The 18,277-nt window shown below is 45.0% G+C and carries 14 protein-coding genes and 2 pseudogenes; 4 read left to right on the forward strand and 12 right to left on the reverse strand.

Annotated elements, in window-relative coordinates; translation table 11 throughout:
- Positions 1–616: 616 nt before the first annotated feature.
- The 5 genes and pseudogenes from M5J74_RS32640 to M5J74_RS11225 all read right to left on the reverse strand — a co-directional run.
- A pseudogene (locus tag M5J74_RS32640) lies at positions 617–709 on the reverse strand (NAD(P)H:quinone oxidoreductase); the annotation flags it as partial.
- A gap of 124 nt (positions 710–833) precedes the next feature.
- Complete coding sequence (locus tag M5J74_RS11210) at positions 834–4,010, reverse strand: efflux RND transporter permease subunit (RefSeq protein WP_371934030.1); 3,177 nt, start codon at positions 4,008–4,010, stop codon at positions 834–836.
- A gap of 52 nt (positions 4,011–4,062) precedes the next feature.
- Positions 4,063–5,520 carry an efflux RND transporter periplasmic adaptor subunit gene (locus M5J74_RS11215; RefSeq protein ID WP_250016662.1) on the reverse strand — a complete coding sequence of 486 codons (1,458 nt, stop codon included), beginning with the start codon at positions 5,518–5,520 and terminating at the stop codon, positions 4,063–4,065.
- Positions 5,521–5,777: 257 nt separating this feature from the next.
- Positions 5,778–6,137: a translocation/assembly module TamB domain-containing protein gene (locus M5J74_RS11220; RefSeq protein WP_071925431.1), complete on the reverse strand. Its 360-nt coding sequence runs from the start codon at positions 6,135–6,137 to the stop codon at positions 5,778–5,780.
- Entirely contained in the window at positions 6,134–7,042 is a 909-nt protein-coding gene (locus tag M5J74_RS11225; protein WP_015154193.1) for an NmrA family NAD(P)-binding protein, read from the reverse strand. Before M5J74_RS11225 ends, M5J74_RS11220 begins: the two co-directional genes overlap by 4 nt.
- A 285-nt stretch (positions 7,043–7,327) precedes the next feature.
- Here M5J74_RS11225 and M5J74_RS11230 point away from each other — a divergent pair.
- Positions 7,328–7,511 (forward strand): annotated as a pseudogene (locus M5J74_RS11230) (hypothetical protein).
- Positions 7,512–7,837: 326 nt separating this feature from the next.
- On the opposite strand, the gene M5J74_RS11235 reads toward M5J74_RS11230, so the two are convergent.
- The gene (locus tag M5J74_RS11235; protein ID WP_015154194.1) at positions 7,838–8,110 is read right to left on the reverse strand and encodes a Mo-dependent nitrogenase C-terminal domain-containing protein; all 273 of its coding nucleotides are present in this window, start codon (positions 8,108–8,110) and stop codon (positions 7,838–7,840) included.
- A 314-nt stretch (positions 8,111–8,424) separates the two neighbouring features.
- On the opposite strand from M5J74_RS11235, the gene M5J74_RS11240 reads away from it, so the two are divergent.
- Positions 8,425–9,288 carry a hypothetical protein gene (locus tag M5J74_RS11240; protein WP_250016664.1) on the forward strand — a complete coding sequence of 288 codons (864 nt, stop codon included), beginning with the start codon at positions 8,425–8,427 and terminating at the stop codon, positions 9,286–9,288.
- A gap of 102 nt (positions 9,289–9,390) precedes the next feature.
- The gene (gene fahA, locus M5J74_RS11245) at positions 9,391–10,707 is read left to right on the forward strand and encodes a fumarylacetoacetase (RefSeq protein ID WP_015154196.1); all 1,317 of its coding nucleotides are present in this window, start codon (positions 9,391–9,393) and stop codon (positions 10,705–10,707) included.
- Between the two features lie 93 nt (positions 10,708–10,800).
- Here fahA and M5J74_RS11250 read toward each other — a convergent pair whose 3' ends face one another.
- The gene (locus M5J74_RS11250) at positions 10,801–11,286 is read right to left on the reverse strand and encodes an ankyrin repeat domain-containing protein (RefSeq protein WP_250016665.1); all 486 of its coding nucleotides are present in this window, start codon (positions 11,284–11,286) and stop codon (positions 10,801–10,803) included.
- A 1,085-nt stretch (positions 11,287–12,371) separates the two neighbouring features.
- Between M5J74_RS11250 and M5J74_RS11255 the strand changes: the two genes are divergently transcribed.
- Positions 12,372–13,229, forward strand: coding sequence for an SDR family oxidoreductase (locus M5J74_RS11255; RefSeq protein WP_106168779.1), 858 nt, complete (start codon positions 12,372–12,374; stop codon positions 13,227–13,229).
- Between the two features lie 38 nt (positions 13,230–13,267).
- Here the strand turns inward: M5J74_RS11255 and M5J74_RS11260 are convergent, their stop codons facing one another.
- The 5 genes from M5J74_RS11260 to M5J74_RS11280 all read right to left on the reverse strand — a co-directional run bounded on the left by M5J74_RS11260 (position 13,268) and on the right by M5J74_RS11280 (position 18,271).
- On the reverse strand, positions 13,268–14,404 hold the full coding sequence (locus M5J74_RS11260; protein WP_250016667.1) for an endo-1,4-beta-xylanase: 1,137 nt from the start codon (positions 14,402–14,404) through the stop codon (positions 13,268–13,270).
- Entirely contained in the window at positions 14,401–15,159 is a 759-nt protein-coding gene (locus M5J74_RS11265) for a WecB/TagA/CpsF family glycosyltransferase (protein WP_250016668.1), read from the reverse strand. Before M5J74_RS11265 ends, M5J74_RS11260 begins: the two co-directional genes overlap by 4 nt.
- Positions 15,156–16,364: a glycosyltransferase family 4 protein gene (locus tag M5J74_RS11270; RefSeq protein ID WP_106215998.1), complete on the reverse strand. Its 1,209-nt coding sequence runs from the start codon at positions 16,362–16,364 to the stop codon at positions 15,156–15,158. Before M5J74_RS11270 ends, M5J74_RS11265 begins: the two co-directional genes overlap by 4 nt.
- Before the next feature lie 88 nt (positions 16,365–16,452).
- A complete protein-coding gene (locus M5J74_RS11275) occupies positions 16,453–16,725 on the reverse strand; it encodes a Mo-dependent nitrogenase C-terminal domain-containing protein (protein WP_106168782.1) in 273 nt (90 codons plus the stop codon).
- Positions 16,726–17,089: 364 nt separating this feature from the next.
- Positions 17,090–18,271 carry a glycosyltransferase gene (locus M5J74_RS11280; protein WP_250016670.1) on the reverse strand — a complete coding sequence of 394 codons (1,182 nt, stop codon included), beginning with the start codon at positions 18,269–18,271 and terminating at the stop codon, positions 17,090–17,092.
- Positions 18,272–18,277 lie beyond the last annotated feature (6 nt).

The following is an 18,277-nucleotide window of genomic DNA, read 5'->3' on the forward strand; positions in this document are numbered from 1 at the left end:
AGCGATACTTGTGATGAAATTCTAACTTATGAATATATTAAACTAGCAATTTTCTTTTTGTTTTGGTAGTACATATCTTCTGTTTTTTAGAATACCCCCCCACAGGATATTGTCCAACCGAATGATAAATAGCGTAACAAAATTTTAAATTATCTACAACGATATGTAATATTATTACCATTAGCTAGTAAAAAATTGGTATTAAGATACCAAGCCGTATAAAAATACTAAGCACTAATACTTTCTTACTTAAGATACTTGAACGTCTTTTAATTCTTACTAGCTAGAGTAGAGATTAGTTAAGGTAGTAAGTGTAGCTACGTCGAGAGTATGCTATAAAACTCAAAGACGCTCGCCACTTGTCAGAATCAGCACAAGAAGCACTGCTGTATCGAGTCGTGAATGCAGATCGATTATGGTATGAGTAAATCCGTTGCAGCTCGCGTGTTTCAGGTGTCGCGCACAGCAGTGCATCATTGAACGCTCGGCTGTAGCAAATTGTAATGCATCATTGCTGAAAGGGTCGTGCCTCAAGCAAGTATCGAATGTCCTGCTGTTGCTGTCGCACTTAACGAGCCGCTTCGTTTTAGTCAATGATGCGATCGATTGCTTCAAATTCCTGAACCTGACGCAGCATGACTTCAGCTCCAGGAATTTTGCTTGCTCCTTCAGCAACCGCTTGCGCTAGTTTCCAGGTATGACCCAACATCGAGTAGTAAACAACTAGAATTTTCAGAATTTCTCTTAAGTTAGTTTTGATACGTTGCTGTCAGACTTAATGACTACCTTTGAAGGATGACTACCTTTGAAGGTGGTAATTAAACAAGTAAAACTTAGCGAGTGACTTCTGACTCCCGTGCTGGATCTGATAATTGTTGTTGAGAACGTTTAGACTTGCGACCTTTATGAAACCAGCGATCGCCAATTGACTCAAATGTAATATATAAAATTGGTACGACAAACAAGCTCAAAACCGTAGCCACCAGCATTCCGCCAAATACAGCCGTTCCCAAAGATTGACGACTACCCGCTCCCGCTCCGGTAGCTATAACTAAGGGGAAAATTCCCACCAAAGTAGAAATTGCCGTCATCAAAATCGGTCGCAAGCGTTCTTGCGCTGCTTCTAAAGCTGCTTGCGTAATTGACAATCCGCGATCGCGCAATTGATTGGCAAATTCTACAATTAAAATTGAATTTTTACTTGCCAACCCAATTAACATTACCAATCCAACCTGACCGTAAACATCATTGGGAAAACCGCGTAAAGTGAGAGCCAATAATGCACCCAGAACAGCTAGCGGTACAGCTAAGAGAATAATTAGCGGATCGAGATAATTTTCATACTGAGCCGCCAAGACTAGAAAGACAAAAACAATTCCCAAGCCAAAAACGATCGGTGCTTGTCCGCCAGACTCTAATTCCTCCGCTGTAATTCCCGACCATTCATAACCAATATTAGGTGGTAGCACCTCAGTGGCAATTTGCTCCATCTTGTCAATTGCTTCGCCAGAACTGAAGCCTTCAGCCGCCGAACCAGTAATTTCAATCGAGCGAAATAAATTGTAACGATTAATTGTTTGCGCTCCGGTTGTCGGAGTAATCTTCACTAAATTAGCCAAGGAAATCATCCTTCCCTGTGCCGATCGCACGTAGAGCTGGCGAATATCATCGGGGTTATTCCGAAACTGTCCATCTGCTTGTACGTAAACGCGATAGCTGCGCTGTTCTAAATTAAAATCATTCACGTACTGCGAACCTAAAAAAGTTTGCAACGTGTTATAAATATCGTCAATAGAAACCTGTAGTGCTTTAGCTTGGTTGCGGTTGACTTCTACTATTACCTGTGGTGTATTAGCAGTAAAAGTTGTAAATACTCTTTGCACTCCCTCTGTTTGACTGGCTCTACCGATTAATTGATTAGCTGTTTGTAATAAGGTATCTAAACCAACATTGCCTCTGTCTTGTAATTGAAATTGAAAGCCACCAATGCTACCCAAACCAGGAATTGCTGGTGGATTTGTGGGAATAATTCTTGCTTGCGGAATTGCTGCTAATTGTCCGCCTAACTTCTGCGTAATCGCTTGGACTGACTGCCCCGTACCTTGACGTTCATCCCAAGGTTTGAGCGAGGTAAAAATAATTCCATTATTAGCAGTATTGCCGCTAAAACTAAAACCACCGACAGTAAAAGTCGATTGCACTTCGGGAATTTTGAGAATTTGCGTCTCGACTCGCCGCATTACATCATCTGTATAGTTTAAAGAAACTCCAGGTGGACCCTGCACCAATGTAATAAAATATCCTTGGTCTTCTTCTGGTAAAAAAGCAGTAGGCACAGTTACGAACAACCAAGCTGTAAAGGCGATCGCAGCAGCAAATAGCGCCAAAACGATGTATTTGATTCTGACTAGGCGATGGAGAATTTTTTGATAACCGCGGCGCAACCAGTCAAGAAAACGATTGATTTGGTGGAAAATTCGACCTAACCAGCCGCCTGTAGTTTGTTCTCGTCTCAGTAAAATACCTGCTAAAGAAGGCGTAATCGTAATCGCAAGAAAGGTAGAGATGGCGATCGAAAAGGCGATAGTCAGCGCGAATTGACGGTACAATGCCCCTGTAGTGCCTGGGAAGAAAGCTACGGGAATAAACACCGCCATCAACACTAAAGACGTGGCAATGACTGCACCTAGTAGTTCGTGCATCGCTACCGATGCAGCTTGACGCGGCTCCATGTTTTCTTGTTGCAACAAGCGGGAAATATCTTCGACTACGACGATCGCATCGTCTACTACCATCCCTGTGGCTAAAGTTAAGCCAAACAGCGTCAAGCTATTAATCGAAAATCCGAAGACTTTAATAAAAGCAAACGTACCGATCAAAGCGACAGGAATTGTAATCGCAGGAATGACGGCAATTCGCCAGTTTTGCAGAAACAAGAAGATTACAGTAATAACTAGAGCGATCGCAATTAATAGCGTAATTACCACTTCAGAAAGCGATTCTTGCACGAATAAAGTCGTGTCAAAGGCAACATCATACCTCATGCCTGGAGGGAAACTTTGCGATAGTCTTTGAATTTCAGCTTTAACTGCACTAGCAACTTCCAAGGCATTACTACCAGGTAACTGATAGACACCTAAACCTACAGCATCTTGTCCCCTAAATCGCAAGAAGGAATCGTAGTTTTCTGCTCCTAATTCTGCCCGTCCGACATCTTTCAACCTCACCAACGTCCCATCTGCACCAGTTTTGAGGACGATGTTTTCAAATTCAGAGACATCTTGCAGGCGGCTCTGCGCTCGCACGTCGATTTGATATTGTTGATTATTAGGGAGCGGCTGTTGACCTAAGCGCCCCGCACCAACTTGAATATTTTGTTCGTTGAGCGCCGCAACTACATCTTGTGCTGTAAGATTGCGACTGGCGAGTAAGTTAGGGTCTAACCATACGCGCATCGCATATCTGCGTTCGCCAAAAATTGTAATATCGCCAACGCCCTCGATTCTTTTCAGGGCATCTACGAGGTAAATATCGGCATAATTACTTAAAAAGATCGGGTCGTATTTGTTCTGTTCGGAAAACAGCCCAAGTGCCAACAACAGAGTGCTAGACCGCTTTGTTACCGTCACTCCCGTGCGTTGTACTGCTTCTGGTAACTGTGCCTGGGCGACGGATACGCGATTTTGTACGTCAACGGCTGCCAAATCTTGGTCGCGAGTCGGCTCGAACGTGACTGAAATCGAGCTGCTACCATCGTTATTACTGCTAGAACTAATGTACCTCTGACCGCGAACGCCATTAATTTCCCGCTCTAATACAGTTGTGACAGTATTTTCGACAATTTCTGCACTAGCTCCAGTGTAGTTTGCCGTGACATTGACTTGAGGCGGACTGATTTCGGGATACTGAGCAGCAGGTAGTGTGGGAATGCTAATCGCTCCTGCTAACAGAATGATAATGGTACAAACGCTAGCAAAGACAGGTCGCTTGATGAAGAAATCTACGAACATGATGAGGGGTAATTGGTAATTGGTAATTGGTAGTTGGTAGAAAACTGCTCGCTCAGCTCTCTTCCCCTGCTCCCTGCTCCCTACTCCCTGCTCCCTGCTCTGGCACGGGGGCGATCGCAGCGCCATCTCTGAGGTTGAGCAGCCCAGAGGTAACGATCCTGTCTCCTGGTTGCAATCCCGATCGCACTTGGTAGCGATCGTCTTGAATGTCTCCTAACTTCACTGGTTGCTGTCGAGCCGTTAGTTGAGTTTGCCCTTCTGGGGATTTTGTTTGTTGCACTACATAGACAAATGTTTGCCCTGCAACCCGCGATACTGCTGTCGTGGGAATCAAAATTCCTTGCCGTTGGTTCCAAATCACTCTGGCGCGGACAAAACTATCGGCTCGGAGTTGGGTAGGGGAATTGGCAAATAATGCTTTAATTAAGATCGATTGCGTATCGTTTGTCACTTGGGGCGAGATAAAAAATACCTTGCTCGTACCGATTTGCTCTCCTTGTTCGTTTAATAATTCTACTGGTGTACCGATTTCTACTTGTGCCACCCGTTCGCGTGGGATAGAGACGTTCACTTCTAAAGGTTGATTTTGAGTCACGGTGGTTAGTTGAGTCGAAGGTGTGACGAGATCGCCAACTTTGACGGGAATCGCGCCTACCGTACCTGCAAAGGGAGCGTTGACTTGGAAGTATTGCAGTTGCACTCGTGCTTGGTTAGTATTTGCCTCTGCTTGCTGTACGGCTTGTTGAGCTTGAGCGACTGCCGATGTCTGCGCTTCGATTTGCTTGTCGATCGCATTCAAATTAGCACGAGCTGTTTGCAGTTGATTGTAATATTGGTCTCTTGTCTCTCGCGATACTGCTCCTTGACCAGCTAGAGCAGAATATCGTTTGTACTGCTCTTGGCTCAGTCTTAGATCGGATAGAGTAGCTTGCCTTTCTGCTCTGAGCGATCGCAATGTAGCTTGCGCCGTTGCAACTTGAGCGCGAGCCGCTGCTGCTGCCGCAACTGCACCCGATACAGAGGCTTGTTGCTCGTCAGGATCGATTTGCACCAGCGGTTGCCCAGCTTTAACTTGAGTACCTGGTTGGACGTAAATTTGCGCGACTCGTCCCTGAACTTGTGGCAAAAGAGTCACCGACTGCCGCGACTCCAAATTCGCAATAAATTCCGAGCTTTCAATTATAGTGCCAGATGTGACTGTTGCCGTGTTGACGGGAACAGCACGCGGCTGGCTTTGTCCTGGTGGTGACTGACCTTGCTCTTGACGCTGCCACCACTGCCAACCCAAAAAGCCCCCACCCAGAAGGATAGCGATCGCGCCTATAATTGATAACCACTGGCGCTTCTGTCTAGAGGAAGATTTTGTCCGTACTCGCTCGGGAGGGGAATTGTCTTGTACCTCACCAGTTTTTTCGACTGATACTACATTTCCAGCGCGAGAGCCTGCATCATCCTCTTGCTTTATCGTTTGATTTTCTGGTTCCGTGCGTTTAGAATCCGAATAGCTCATTTATCTGATACTTTTTTTAAGAATTTTTTCTTTAGAGTGCGTAGTAATTTATGCCAAGTAACTCACCAGCCAAATGTCCCCTTCGAGCCTACATAGAAATAGTGGAAAACTGGTGCAGCCAAACGGTAGATATCGTCTGATTTATTGAGTCAAACTATCTGAAGGTAGAGATTGTATTAAGCTTAGAGTTAAAGGCATTTGACTAATAGACCGAGCATAATCAGCACTCAGATAGGGACGGTATTGCTGCGAACCTGCTACATAAGTCTCAAAAAAAGCCACGCTCCAATTTCTACTGCTGCGGTAGGAAAGCGTAATTCATCAATGCTTAAAACCTCACCAATCTCGGTAATATTGTCTTGGAAGTTGGATAGGGTAGAACCTGCTATTGTGGCAAGTCCTAGTGTAGGATTTCCTCTACCCAAAGTATTGATAAAGGAACCGCTTAACAGCGCGACGCTCTCTGCTTCGCTGCGATTCAGTTCGCTAGTCAGTTCTAGCTTATCCGCCAATTCACTTGCAGAACCCTCTACCACTGCTTCCACGCGCACGGTGCGGAAAGTGCCGAAGCTTGATGAGAGGATTAGAAGGGATAGGAAGCGATCGCCTCTGCTCACAGATTTTCGTAAGTAAGTTCTTTGTTTGCCCAGTGAGTTTCTGCCAGAAATTCACTAAATGTAGTCAGGAGTCTGGGAAATTCCGCTTCTCTTAAGCGCCTAACATCGGCTTGATAGCCTTGCGTGCGATACCACTTAATCAGGGCAAATAGTTCCCATCGCCAAAGAAGTAGAAATATCCATGCAGGTATTTCTCTGTAGACAACTGGCATGGACTGTGCTTCAGAGAAGCTCTGCGCCATTTGTAAAGGAGTTAGCACGTCGCCTGCCAGCTCAATTTCTTGACCAATGTACTTTTGTGCATTTTTCATCACATAAGCAGCAATGCGTCCCATATCCCTAGTTGTAATTAGATGTAGCGGTCTGTCGGGCTGAAGCGAAAAGGAGAAGACCCCTTTGAGGATGGATGGTCGCGTGTACTTCTTCCAAAACTCTTCCATAAATAGACAAGCTCTGAGCATAGTTGTTGGCAAGCCAGCCTGTTTGAAAACTTGCTCCACCTGATACTTCTGCTCGATATGGCTGACTCCAGAATTTCTATCTGCTCCACCAGCGGAGTTATACACCAAATGCTGGATCTTGGCATTAACAGCCGCTCGTGCCAGTCGGTGCGCTCTCTCGATCTCTTGTGGATCGGGTTTAGCAGCATCGGCAGACAAACCGTGGCAGTAGACAGCCGAAATTCCCTTCAAAGCTGCTTGAAGCGATGCTTCATCATCCAAGTTAGCCTCAACTAGCTCAACGCCTGCATCACTTATCTTTGACAAATTGGGGCGGCTCAGGTCGATTTTTCTAGTGATGGCGTGTAAGTCAGTCGCTCCAGTATCGAGAAATCCCTTGACTGCGTTTTTGCCAGTGCCGCCAGTCACTCCTATTAGCAAAATCCTACCAATTTTTGATTCCATGTCATTAGGGAAAAGCGATCGGGGACATTAAAAATTTTTGCTTGTCATGCTATATATTATTGAGCCACAAAAACCCCCTTCTGGTGGTTTGGACTGCGAGAAAGACTGCTGGTATATGGGCGATGGTCGAGACAAGCGCGTTTCACCCTCGGCATCGCGATGAAGACGAAGAAGCTACGATGGGGACAGGCTGACATAGATCGGTTTTCTCTCTACGATTTTCCTACCCGCCGCAGTGCGAATAGAGACACAATAATAAATAGAAATAACTTTTTGAGGTAAGCTATGTTTCCTTTTTGGGGTAGTAGCTGCAAAGGAGCGCGAACCTATGTCTCGCAAAAGCTTTTTAGAACGTAGGCTTTGGTTTCTCAAGTGGATGCGAGACGATCTAGAGACAAAATTAGCAGGCATTAATGCGGCGATTGGTAAAGTAGAGCAGCAGTTAGGGGAAGATGAAGCACCCGTTTGAAGTTAAAGCTTGAGGCTATATCTATACGCTACAGCTAATTAGGTAAATCCGAGCGTAGTCCCAGTGAAGCAACTGGGACTTTTCGATTAGCGGTAGGGGTCAGAAGAATAGTGATAACTGCGCTAACGCACATCATACTGTTCTGGCGATTCTGCTAATAGGGGAACTGTGTTCAAGTGCATCCCCTATCTTTCTTTGTTTTCGGCTATTTAGTCTAAACTCCAGTTTTACCGACTGACTGTCTACAATTGCGGCAGTAGCTTGGGGAGATCTTTATTGCTTCAAAAGATCGCTTAGTAAAACTTGTTTGCCGTAAGGCACTTTCATTAGTAGCAATATAGTGCTTTATGCTTATCAGATTCATTCGTTAGATAGGACAGAGCTTTGAACCGCAGGCTAACCAATTGCTCGTAAAAAGGATTTAGCTTGCACAGAGGTGGAATGTGAAATAAAGTACGCCCAAAAAGCTTAATGTCTCGTTCAAAAGGGCAACTTGCTGGGATCGACTGGCATAATAATTTGGCAATCTTGCGATCGCGCACTTCTATCTTATCAAACCATTGGTCAACCAAATCCCGTAGATTGAGAAGTTTCACCATAACGATCGCTCCTTGTAATCCAGTTGAATCATGCTTGGTTTTTTGAGTCTATTCATATCAAGATGCATACTCTCGAAAAATTGGTCTGACTCCACTTTTTCGCGTTACGCTCCTTGAGTTATGAACACTAATCAATTATTGATTAGTATTCATAGTATGAAAGCTGTCTGTTTGCGATCGGGTTCAATCAGATGTATAACTTCGTGTATAACTTCTGCCAGCGGTAGGGGATAATTTAAGAGTAGAGATTACACAGCAGCGGACAGCAACAGAGGCGCGTTTTAAATCAGAGCGTCAGGAGGAAATGAGATCTAATGCTCGCATCACTAAAAGCACTTCTCACCTCAGCTGTAGACTATGCCGGACTGTTTCCCCCAGCAAAGCTTGACTTGCGACAAGCAATGGAAAATTACGTCCAAGACTCGGCATCACCCTACGCTTGGATGCTGAGTCGCTTTGTCATCCCAATTTCCCGTTTGTCGGAGTTCGCGGAATTATTGTCGGCGTTTTCTTTAAAGCATTGGTCGCTCAGTGTAATTCTTTCGGGACTGGAATCGGAAATCGAGCAGGTGCAATCCCTTCACATTGGCAACAAGGTAGCGATCGCAGCTCTTGAATTTTCTCCTCTTTCACCTCCAGAAATAGAAAGAGTGTCGTCCGCTCTTCCTACTGGAGTTGAAGCATTTTTTGAAATTCCCTTTAATAGCGACTTAAAGCCATATTTAAAGGTTCTGCGGCATACTGGTGCAGCAGCTAAAATTCGTACTGGCGGCGCAACCATCAATGCTTTTCCCAGCGTTACTCAATTGAGCCAATGCATCTTTTCATTTGCCGAAGCCCAAGTTCCTTTTAAAGCAACCGCAGGTTTGCACCACCCCTTACCAGCTCAATATCCCTTGACCAGCGAACCAGACAGTCCTGCCACATTAATGCATGGCTTCTTGAATGTGGCAACTTTAGCAGCACTCGCATACTGGCAAAAAGTCACGCCAACAGAAGCCTTAGAACTTCTCCAAGCATCCAGCAACACTTTCCAATTCAAACAAGATAGTATTTGCTGGCGCGATCGCTGTTTAGATATTTTAGAGATAGAAGCAGCTCGACAACATTTCTTCCGCTCATTCGGTTCCTGCTCCTTTCAAGAGCCAGTCAACGACCTCAAGCATGTTTTAAATTAGTAATTGGTAATTGGTAATTGGTAATTGTGTGGTGCGCGATTTAATTTTGAATTTTGAATTTTGAATTGCTCCCTTGTCCCCCGTGTCTCCCTTGTCTCCCTCATGATCTGTCCCATCAATCGCACCCACAATCCAAATTTACGCAGTTGGGTTGAATCGGCAAATCAAAAGGACACTGATTTTCCGATCCAAAACCTGCCGTTTGGCGTGTTTCGACCTCGGAACAGCAATAATTCTCGAATTGGGGTGGCGATTGGCGATCGAATTTTAGATTTAACTGCGTGTTGTCAAACTGGATTGCTGCAAGAACTTTCCCAGGAACTACAAGCTGCATGTACTGCACCTAGATTAAATCAATTGATGGCGATGGGAAGTAGAGCAGCCTCAGCATTGCGCGATCGCTTGAGTCAGCTCTTACGAGCCGATGCCCAAAATCCCCCCTTAGAAAGCAAAATTCTTTACTCGATGTCTGAGGCAGAACTTTTATTACCTGCGGATATAGGCGACTATACTGATTTCTACGCTTCGATCTTTCATGCCACTAATGTTGGTAAGTTGTTTCGTCCCGACAATCCACTCCTGCCTAACTACAAATACGTCCCGATCGCTTACCACGGTCGTGCTTCTTCCATCGTGCCTAGCGGAACTGCGATCGCGCGTCCTAAGGGTCAGAGGAGAAGTTCTGGGGAGTCAGTGCCAAGTTTCGGATTTTCTCAACATTTGGACTACGAACTGGAAGTTGGTTTCTTCATTGGTAATGGAAATCAGCTAGGTCACCCCATCTCAATTGATGATGCGGAGGAACACATATTTGGGCTTTGCTTGGTGAACGATTGGTCGGCAAGAGATATTCAAGCTTGGGAATATCAGCCCCTCGGTCCCTTCTTATCCAAAAGCTTCGCAACGACAATTTCTCCTTGGGTAGTAACCCTAGAAGCTCTAGCACCATTCCGTTGTGCATCTTTTCAACGTCCCCAGGAAGATCCGCTACCACTGCCTTATCTTTCCTCAGCACATGATACTAAACTAGGTGGCATTGACCTTACGGTAGAAGCACTAGTCTGCTCAGAGCAAATGCGTGTTATGGGAATGCAGCCGTTGCGCCTAAGTCGCGCTTCTTTCAAATCGATGTATTGGACTTTAGCTCAGATGCTCGCTCACCACTCAAGTAATGGTTGCAATCTCCGCTCTGGAGATTTGCTAGCCAGTGGCACAGTTTCTGGTGCTGAAGCAGGAACGCAAGGATGTTTACTCGAAATCACTCAGCGTGGCTCAAAGTTGATTCAACTGCCAACAGGCGAGGTAAGTTCCTACCTAAATGACGGAGATGAAATTGAGCTGCGCGGATACTGCGAGCAGGAAGGCTATGCCAGAGTTGGTTTTGGAGAGTGTCGAGGTAGAATTCTCTCAACTAGCTGACATTCCATTAATACTATGTCTATTTGCTGGAATGGCGACGTATCTTTGAGAGTAGTTAACAGTTGTCCATTCGAGAATTGATTGGGTTTTTACCTATGCGAGAATGCTAACAATCTCTCTACGCCTACATTTCATTGCTAGCTCCAAAGGGGTATCCCCATACTTGCTTCTAGTATTTAACTGTGCGCTCGCATCTACGAGTAGCTTGACCCCTTCAATATTATTTTGCACAACCGCATCGTGGAGAGCAGAATACCCGTTGTAAGGACCCTGAGCATTGAGATCGATCCCATATTCAATTAGAACTTTCATCACTGCTGGATACCCCAGATAAGAAGCGGCGTGAAGTGCAGTTCCTTTCATGCTAGAGTCAACCGCACGAATATTAGCACCAGAGTTAAGCAACAGCCTGACCATTTCAGAGTCACCATTGGCAGCACTAATTATGAGCAGGCTATTTCCATAACTGTCCGTTTGGTTAGCGTCCGCTCCGCTAGCAATCAATTTTTTTGCTAATTCGAGGTTATTGTCGTTCACGGCAGCAAGCAGACTGGTACTCGTAACTAAATTAGTTTTCATCAGTTTATCCTCATGTTTGCAGAATTTTTACACTACACATTTAAGAGTGCAAATTAAATCTTAAAAAAATCTTAAGATAGGAAGCGTCAGGTTGCTAGGGTGAAACTTTTTGAGTGAGTTAGCATTCTTTTGACTGTATGCGGTATACAGTAAAGACAAAAAGTAGATAACTATAGGACTCATATTTAATTTTTGAAATCTACGTAGGATGCGTTAGCCTTTGGCGTGACGCATCACTCTCAGTTTTTGGTGTGTTAAGCAAGCGCGTAACACACCCTACCCATATTGAGGTTTTTTCGATAATCAAACCGGATTCCTATAGAACTAAAGATTTAAAAGAACTGAAGACTCAATTGAAGTTCGACTGCAATATATGAAGAATTCCGCAGCGAACTTGAAATTTATTACCTTGATTACCTACCGACCGAAACAAACAAACTGCTGTACGAGCAGTTAACCAGGGTCTATCTCGTCAGCAGTAAATGTTGCAAAACTGTTCAGGGAGATTCCAATGGAATCCGATCGCTTGCTTCCAGTCAGCAAGGTAATCTTTTCGGCTTTTAACGATTAATGAAGGAGGACACTCGACGTAAACCATCTAAGACCGCTCTGATGGAGGATTGCGCCTCCCCTCGATGGTAACAAAGTGGAGGAAGCGATAAAAACTCCACACCATCGATGTCCTTAATTTGCACTGTTCGCACATTTGACATCGCTCTCCTTCAATGCGCGCTCCTGAGCCACAACGGTATAACGCTCATACAGTGCTGTTTCTTTTCAGAAGTTTAGAGTTTATAAAAAGCGATCGCAAGGCTAAATCTTTCGGAGTAAGTTCGCATTCTTTTGCTTTCTTCTCCGCGTGCAATCGAATTTAAATGATAGGAAAGATAACCATAGTGCAAGACAAAATTGCACTATGAGTAATATCAACTTACTCAATAGATAAATACAATCCAATTACTGAATTTTCAATAGGAAAGTAATGCAATCTTCAATATTTTTACTATAGACATTCCAAAGTTTAATGCTGTGAAGACAACACATCATCATTTGCAGTTTCTCCAAACATTTGAGAGAATGCGGGAATGAGTAATAACATCTTGGTAACGGGCGCTACAGGCAATGTTGGTTCTGAAGTTGTGCGTTTGCTGAGCAAACGGGGATATTCAGTCAAAGCTGCTGTACGAAGTCATTCTGATTCGCGCATTCACCTACCTTCTGGTGTAGAGTCTGTTGCTTTTGATTTTGAGCAACCCCAAAGCTTTGAGCCTGCTTTTCGGGGGATTAATACATTGTTCTTGGTCAGACCACCTGCGATTTCACAGGTAAAGAAATATATCTATCCCGCGCTGAGAATAGCCCAAGCAGCAGGTGTCGATCGCGTTGTCTTTCTATCTCTCCTGGGAGCAGAACGCATGGCGATCGTTCCCCACGCTAAGATCGAAGCCTACATTAAATCTCTTGGTCTAGTGTATACCTTTCTGCGGGCAAGTTTCTTCATGCAGAACTTGAGTACAACGCATTGTCAGGATATTAGAGATCGCAACGAGATTTTTGTCCCAGCAGGTAAAGGTAAGACAAGTTTTATTGACGTGCGGGACATTGCCGCTATCGCCGTAAAAGTGATGACTGAACCAGGACATGAGGATCGAGCATATCCGCTGACTGGAAGCGAGGCACTGGACTATTATGAAGTCGCCGAGATCTTTACAAATGTTTTAGGAAGACAAATCGTTTACACTCATCCTTCTTTCTTAAAATTTGCCCGAAAAATGTATGTTCGAGGGTTACAGCCTGGATTGATTGTGGTAATGCTGGGAATTTACACTACAGCACGTTTGGGATTGGCAGCAAAAGTTACCGAAGATGTCAGACATTTGTTACAGCGATCGCCTATTAGTATGGAAGAGTTCGTGCGGGATTATCGAGCAAGTTGGATGTGACAAAGCCAGCACCAACTGTAATTGAGAATGAGACCCTCCTATAAAGGTGTCGCTTGCTTAAAAGCACGGGCGATCGCCTTCCACGCCTCCTTGCGTCTCATGTTTGCATCAAGTGGTAAGGGACGTACCGCTTCCCCATCTCGGCGTGCTTGCCTCTGAGACAGCCAAGTGTAGCGATCGCTCAGTCCCCAAGTGATGACGGCAATGACCTCTGGCTCATCTAATACCACGGACAGATACTCTTGATAAATTCCGGCAACTAGGCGATCGCGGAGATGAATATCTGATGGCAGGTGTTTGTCTGTCACATCCAGTTCGGTAATTAGAATTTTCAGACCGAGACTTGCAATATCCTTTAGAAAAGCCTTCAACTTGCCAGGATTAAAACGAGTTTCTCCCCCCCATAAGTGAGCTTGAATACCAAGAGCCTGCACGGGAGTTCCCTGAGATCTCAAACGCTCTAGTAACTTTAAAACAGCAGTTCTCTTTGCTTCATCTTTAGGCGTGTCATACTCCATACCATAATCGTTGTAAACTAGTAATGCCTGCGGGTCTGCTGTAGATGCGGCGCGAAACGCTAGATCGAGATAATCGCAACCCAAAAACCTCAACCACGGCGTAATTCGCAAACTATCAGACCGTCCATCCTCGGGAAAAACTGCCTCGTTGACCACATCCCAGGAATGCATCTGTCCGGCATAATGCCCAGCAACTTTTGTGATGTGTTCCAGCATTATCTGTCTGGCATTCCGATGGTTGACCGTCGATTTAAACCATGATGGTAATCGGGCGTGCCATAACAAGGTGTGTCCGCGAAAAAGTAGATTGTGAGTTTTGGCAAACTGAGCTAGGCGATCGCTGCGCGTAAAGTCAAAACGGTTTAGACTAGGGCGAAGACTTTTCCACTTCAATTCATCTTCTGGCACGAGCATGGCACACTCTCGAACAAAGCTGCTGGCAAATTGCGGATTGGATGACAGCATGTATTCTTGCGTAGCAGCTCCATAGATTAATCCCTTCGCTGCTGCCCATTCGCGTAAAGAAGCATTCTCGATCGCTGCGTCTGTATCCGCCGTTAATATCTGCCGATCGTACCCAGCCTGAGCTTGACTAGCGCCAGCACCTATACCTGCCAAAGCGCCCAAACCTAATAAAAACCTACGTCTGCCAGTCATCGTTCTTTAACTAATAACTCAGTGGCAAATAGCCTCAAGATCAACCAAGGCTCAATTGAGTAGCGCCGCCAGAGCCGTTGCGGTTCAGCCAGCAAGCGAAACAACCACTCTAGACCGAATTGTCCCGCCCATCTAGGGGGAGTTGGTACGGCTCCTGCTACGTAGTCCATAGCAGCTCCAGCAGTCAAAATCGCATTGGCAGACAGTCGATCGAGGTTATCTAGTATCCAGTGTTCTTGTCGAGGCATACCCATACCCAACATCAGTACGTGCGGTTGGTAAGCGGCGATCGCGTCCAAAACGGCTCTGTTTTCTGAACTGCTCGGATGTACGTCAAAATAACCGTGAGCTGTAGCTAATTGCAAGCCAGGAAATCGCTGTCGTAGTATACTAGCACCCCGCTCGACGACTCCTGGTTGACCTCCCAAATAAAATATGCGCCAACCTTGCTGCGCGGCTACCGCCATCAAATGATCTGTCCAGTCTACATATGTAACTCGATGCTCTCGTCTAAGAGGCAAGCCCAGCAACCGCCCCAGCAAAATTAAAGACATACCATCAACATGTATGTAGTCAGCGCGATCGTAGAAGGCACGCATCTTTGGGTCTTTGTGGTAGATGCAAAGACTGTGTAAATTGTGATTGGCAATAATCCATCGTTCGTCATGCTTAACAGCCTCGGCAATGAGGCGATTGAGATCCGAGATTGTCAATGCATTCACCCACACTCCAAGTAGGTAATAGGACTGCTTCATTGTTCCCTATCCCTAAAGATTTGCTCAACTGTTTCAATTAATGTCCGAACGCGGGCAGTCCAACTGTGGTAAGTGAGGATCTCTTGACGAGCTAGCTCTCCCATGTTTGGTAACGCTACCCGCGACTCATAAGCTCTGACCAATGCCAATTTGAGCGCTTGTTTATCGCCAGAAGGAAACAAAAATCCGGTTTCTCCATCTCGCAGCGTGAACTTGGCATCCTCAAAAGCCGAAGCTAAAACTGGTTTGCCCATCGCCATGTACTCATAGATTTTGAGCGGCGAATGATACATTGTACCGATTTGTAATTTGACATGACCGGAATATCCTAAGTCAAATCCGGCGATATAATCGGGTACTTCGTCCCAGGAAACTTGACCGACAAACTCGACCCGGTTTGATAAACCTAAACTACGAGCCTGAGATTCCCACTCTTGTCGCATCTGACCGTCTCCTACAACGACCAGAGACAGATCGAAGCCATCCGTTTGCAAATCGTTAAGGACTTCTAGCAAATCGTCTAAACCCTGCCAAGGGTAAAGATTACCGACAAATCCAATTGTGAAGTTATCGAATATGCGTTTGGGATGACGACCCTCGGAGTCAAACACGCTAGTATCTACGCCGTTGGGTAAGACAATGACTTTCTCTGGTGAAATCTCTGCTTCTCGAATGATAATCTCTTTGAGTGCTTGGGTGACGCAGACCAGCAGATCGCACTCTCGGTAGGCTTGAATTTCCAATTGACGTTGGAGATCGCTTAAAACAACATTCTTTCGCTCTGCTTTTGTTTCGTAGAACAAAGGGGAATTAGTTTCTAAGATCCAGGGAATACCGTGCTGCTTGAAGATCCAACCTAGAGACTGCAACGCAGCACGACGCTCGTAAACCAAATCTACCTTTTGAGCTAATTCTTGCCAAGCTCGTCTTGCATTGAGGTTACTCATGTACAAGCGGATTAAATCCGATCCAAGAGTCCGAACAAATCCTGCTGTTACGGCGCGCTCCGAGCCTTTTGTCACCCAACTACGCGGGACGCGATCGCCTACAATAAAAGGATGAACTTGCCATTGGAGAGCTGCAAAAGCTCTCATCACTCCCAACATATGCGATCGCGGTCCGCCTGCTTCAGCGTCAGGACGAGTAGAGGCTCGTGGGGCAGCAGATAAGTAGCCAAGCCTGCGTATCACACTTTTGCGTTCCATATTTACAGTTCTAAAACACTGTCATTAGCCCTTAAATTCTGCAAAAATTGCAATGACTGCTTAACTAATTTTTTGACAGCGTTAAGTACTAGCAATATATTGCTATATCCTCTCCGCATTCGTCCGCTAGATAGCATAGGGCTTTAAAGCGAAGATTTACCACTTGCTCGTAAAAAGGATTTAACTTGCATAGGGGCGGAATATGAACTAGGATGCGATTGAAGAACTTGATTTCGCGCTCAAACGGACAACTGGATGGAATTGCCTTACACAATAAATGGGCTTTTTTAGAGTCACGAATCTCAATTCCATCCAACCAAGAACAAACTAGTTCTTTTAGATTGATAAGTTTCATCATCATTTTCACTCCTTTTTATCTATAGCACTTGCGATCGATGCATAAGATTTGGAAGTTGTAAGTCGTAAGTTGTCATTACGAAATCACAAACGAGTAATGACATTCATTTTGCGTGTTGTACAGTTCGATCGGAATGCTATAGATGGTTAATACTAGTGTTTAGCAATTTAAGCTTTAGGGAAAGGTGAGCAATGCCCACCCTACTACATGGTGGGAAGAGTGTTACATCCAACTCGATGTTTTTCGGTGAAAATAAACTGGCAAACCTGATAGTAAATCTCAGAAGCTGTTATCTTCAACCTTGATGTTTAATTTACAACAACAAAAGTGTCAAACTAGGAACAAAAAGGTAACAAATTGGGAAAAGTTAGGATTGCGAGATTGAGTTATGAACTATTTGTGTGCTTACCTTGGGTCGCAAAGTAGTGTAGTAAATATCTTCCAAAATACTAGTTTGACTGCGAAGATTAAATCGGGTGCGGACTCGTGCTTGACCGTTTTGGCTAAGTTGCTGCCATAAGGTTCGGTCGTTAAGTAAGAGCAAAATATATTCAGCTAGTGTCCTCCAATCTCGTTCTCTAGCCAGGAAACCTGTCTGACCGTGTAATATAGCATCAGGGATACCAGAATGCATCGAACTGACAACTGGCAAACCCATTGCTTGAGCTTCGATGAGAACAATAGGAAGCCCCTCTGAATCTCCTGTAGCAGCCGTTATGCTTGGTGCAGCCAGCAAAAGCGCCTGATTCATCCAGTTTTTTACGACTTGTGGCGGTTGCGTTCCGAGAAAACGATAGCGACGTAGTTTTATCGCTGCCATGTTTTCTAAATCAACCCTTAAGGGTCCATCACCAATTATCACCAGCTCCACATCTGGCATTACTGCTTGTACTTGGTTCATAGCTTGAATCAGATATTTACACCCTTTCTTCTCAGCTAGCCGTCCCACAAACAGCACGATTGGACGACGTTGCACGGATGGATCGGGTTGAAAAGTTTCTGTATCGACACCAATATGATGTACAACTACTTTATTTGACGGAAAATCCTGCTCTAGTAACTTCCGCTTAATAGACTCAGAAACCGCAATAAATAGCCGTGCCTTCTGCTTTAGTAGCTCTCGACGACGCAGATAAACGCGGTGACTCCAGAAGGAGGCTTTTGCATACTTATCGTGCATAGTAGCGTCATAACCGTGGAACGTAACTACGAGCGGGACTTGTAAACATTGCGCTAGTGGCAAAGCGATCGCCCCATCTGGGGCAAAATGAGCGTGAATCAGTGCGGGATGAAGTCGCTGTAAAGATCGCACAAAATCGACAGATGTTTTCCCCCATAACTTATAAGACAGCTCATTTGTCAAGCCTAACAATCCACCTTGGTTGAGGGCGATCCGGCGCTCTTGAGGAAGTTGCAAACCTTGTACGAGACGAGAGCCTACGTAATAAGGAATAAAATCCCGTAAGGCTTCTGCTTGTTTTTGCACAAAGGTTTCTGAGGCAGGCAGGAGATTATTTCTATAAATTAGGACAACAGGTTTGTGAAGCATATTTGA

It is taken from the genome of Chroococcidiopsis sp. CCNUC1, from assembly GCF_023546805.1.
Lineage (GTDB): Bacteria > Cyanobacteriota > Cyanobacteriia > Cyanobacteriales > Chroococcidiopsidaceae > Chroococcidiopsis > Chroococcidiopsis thermalis.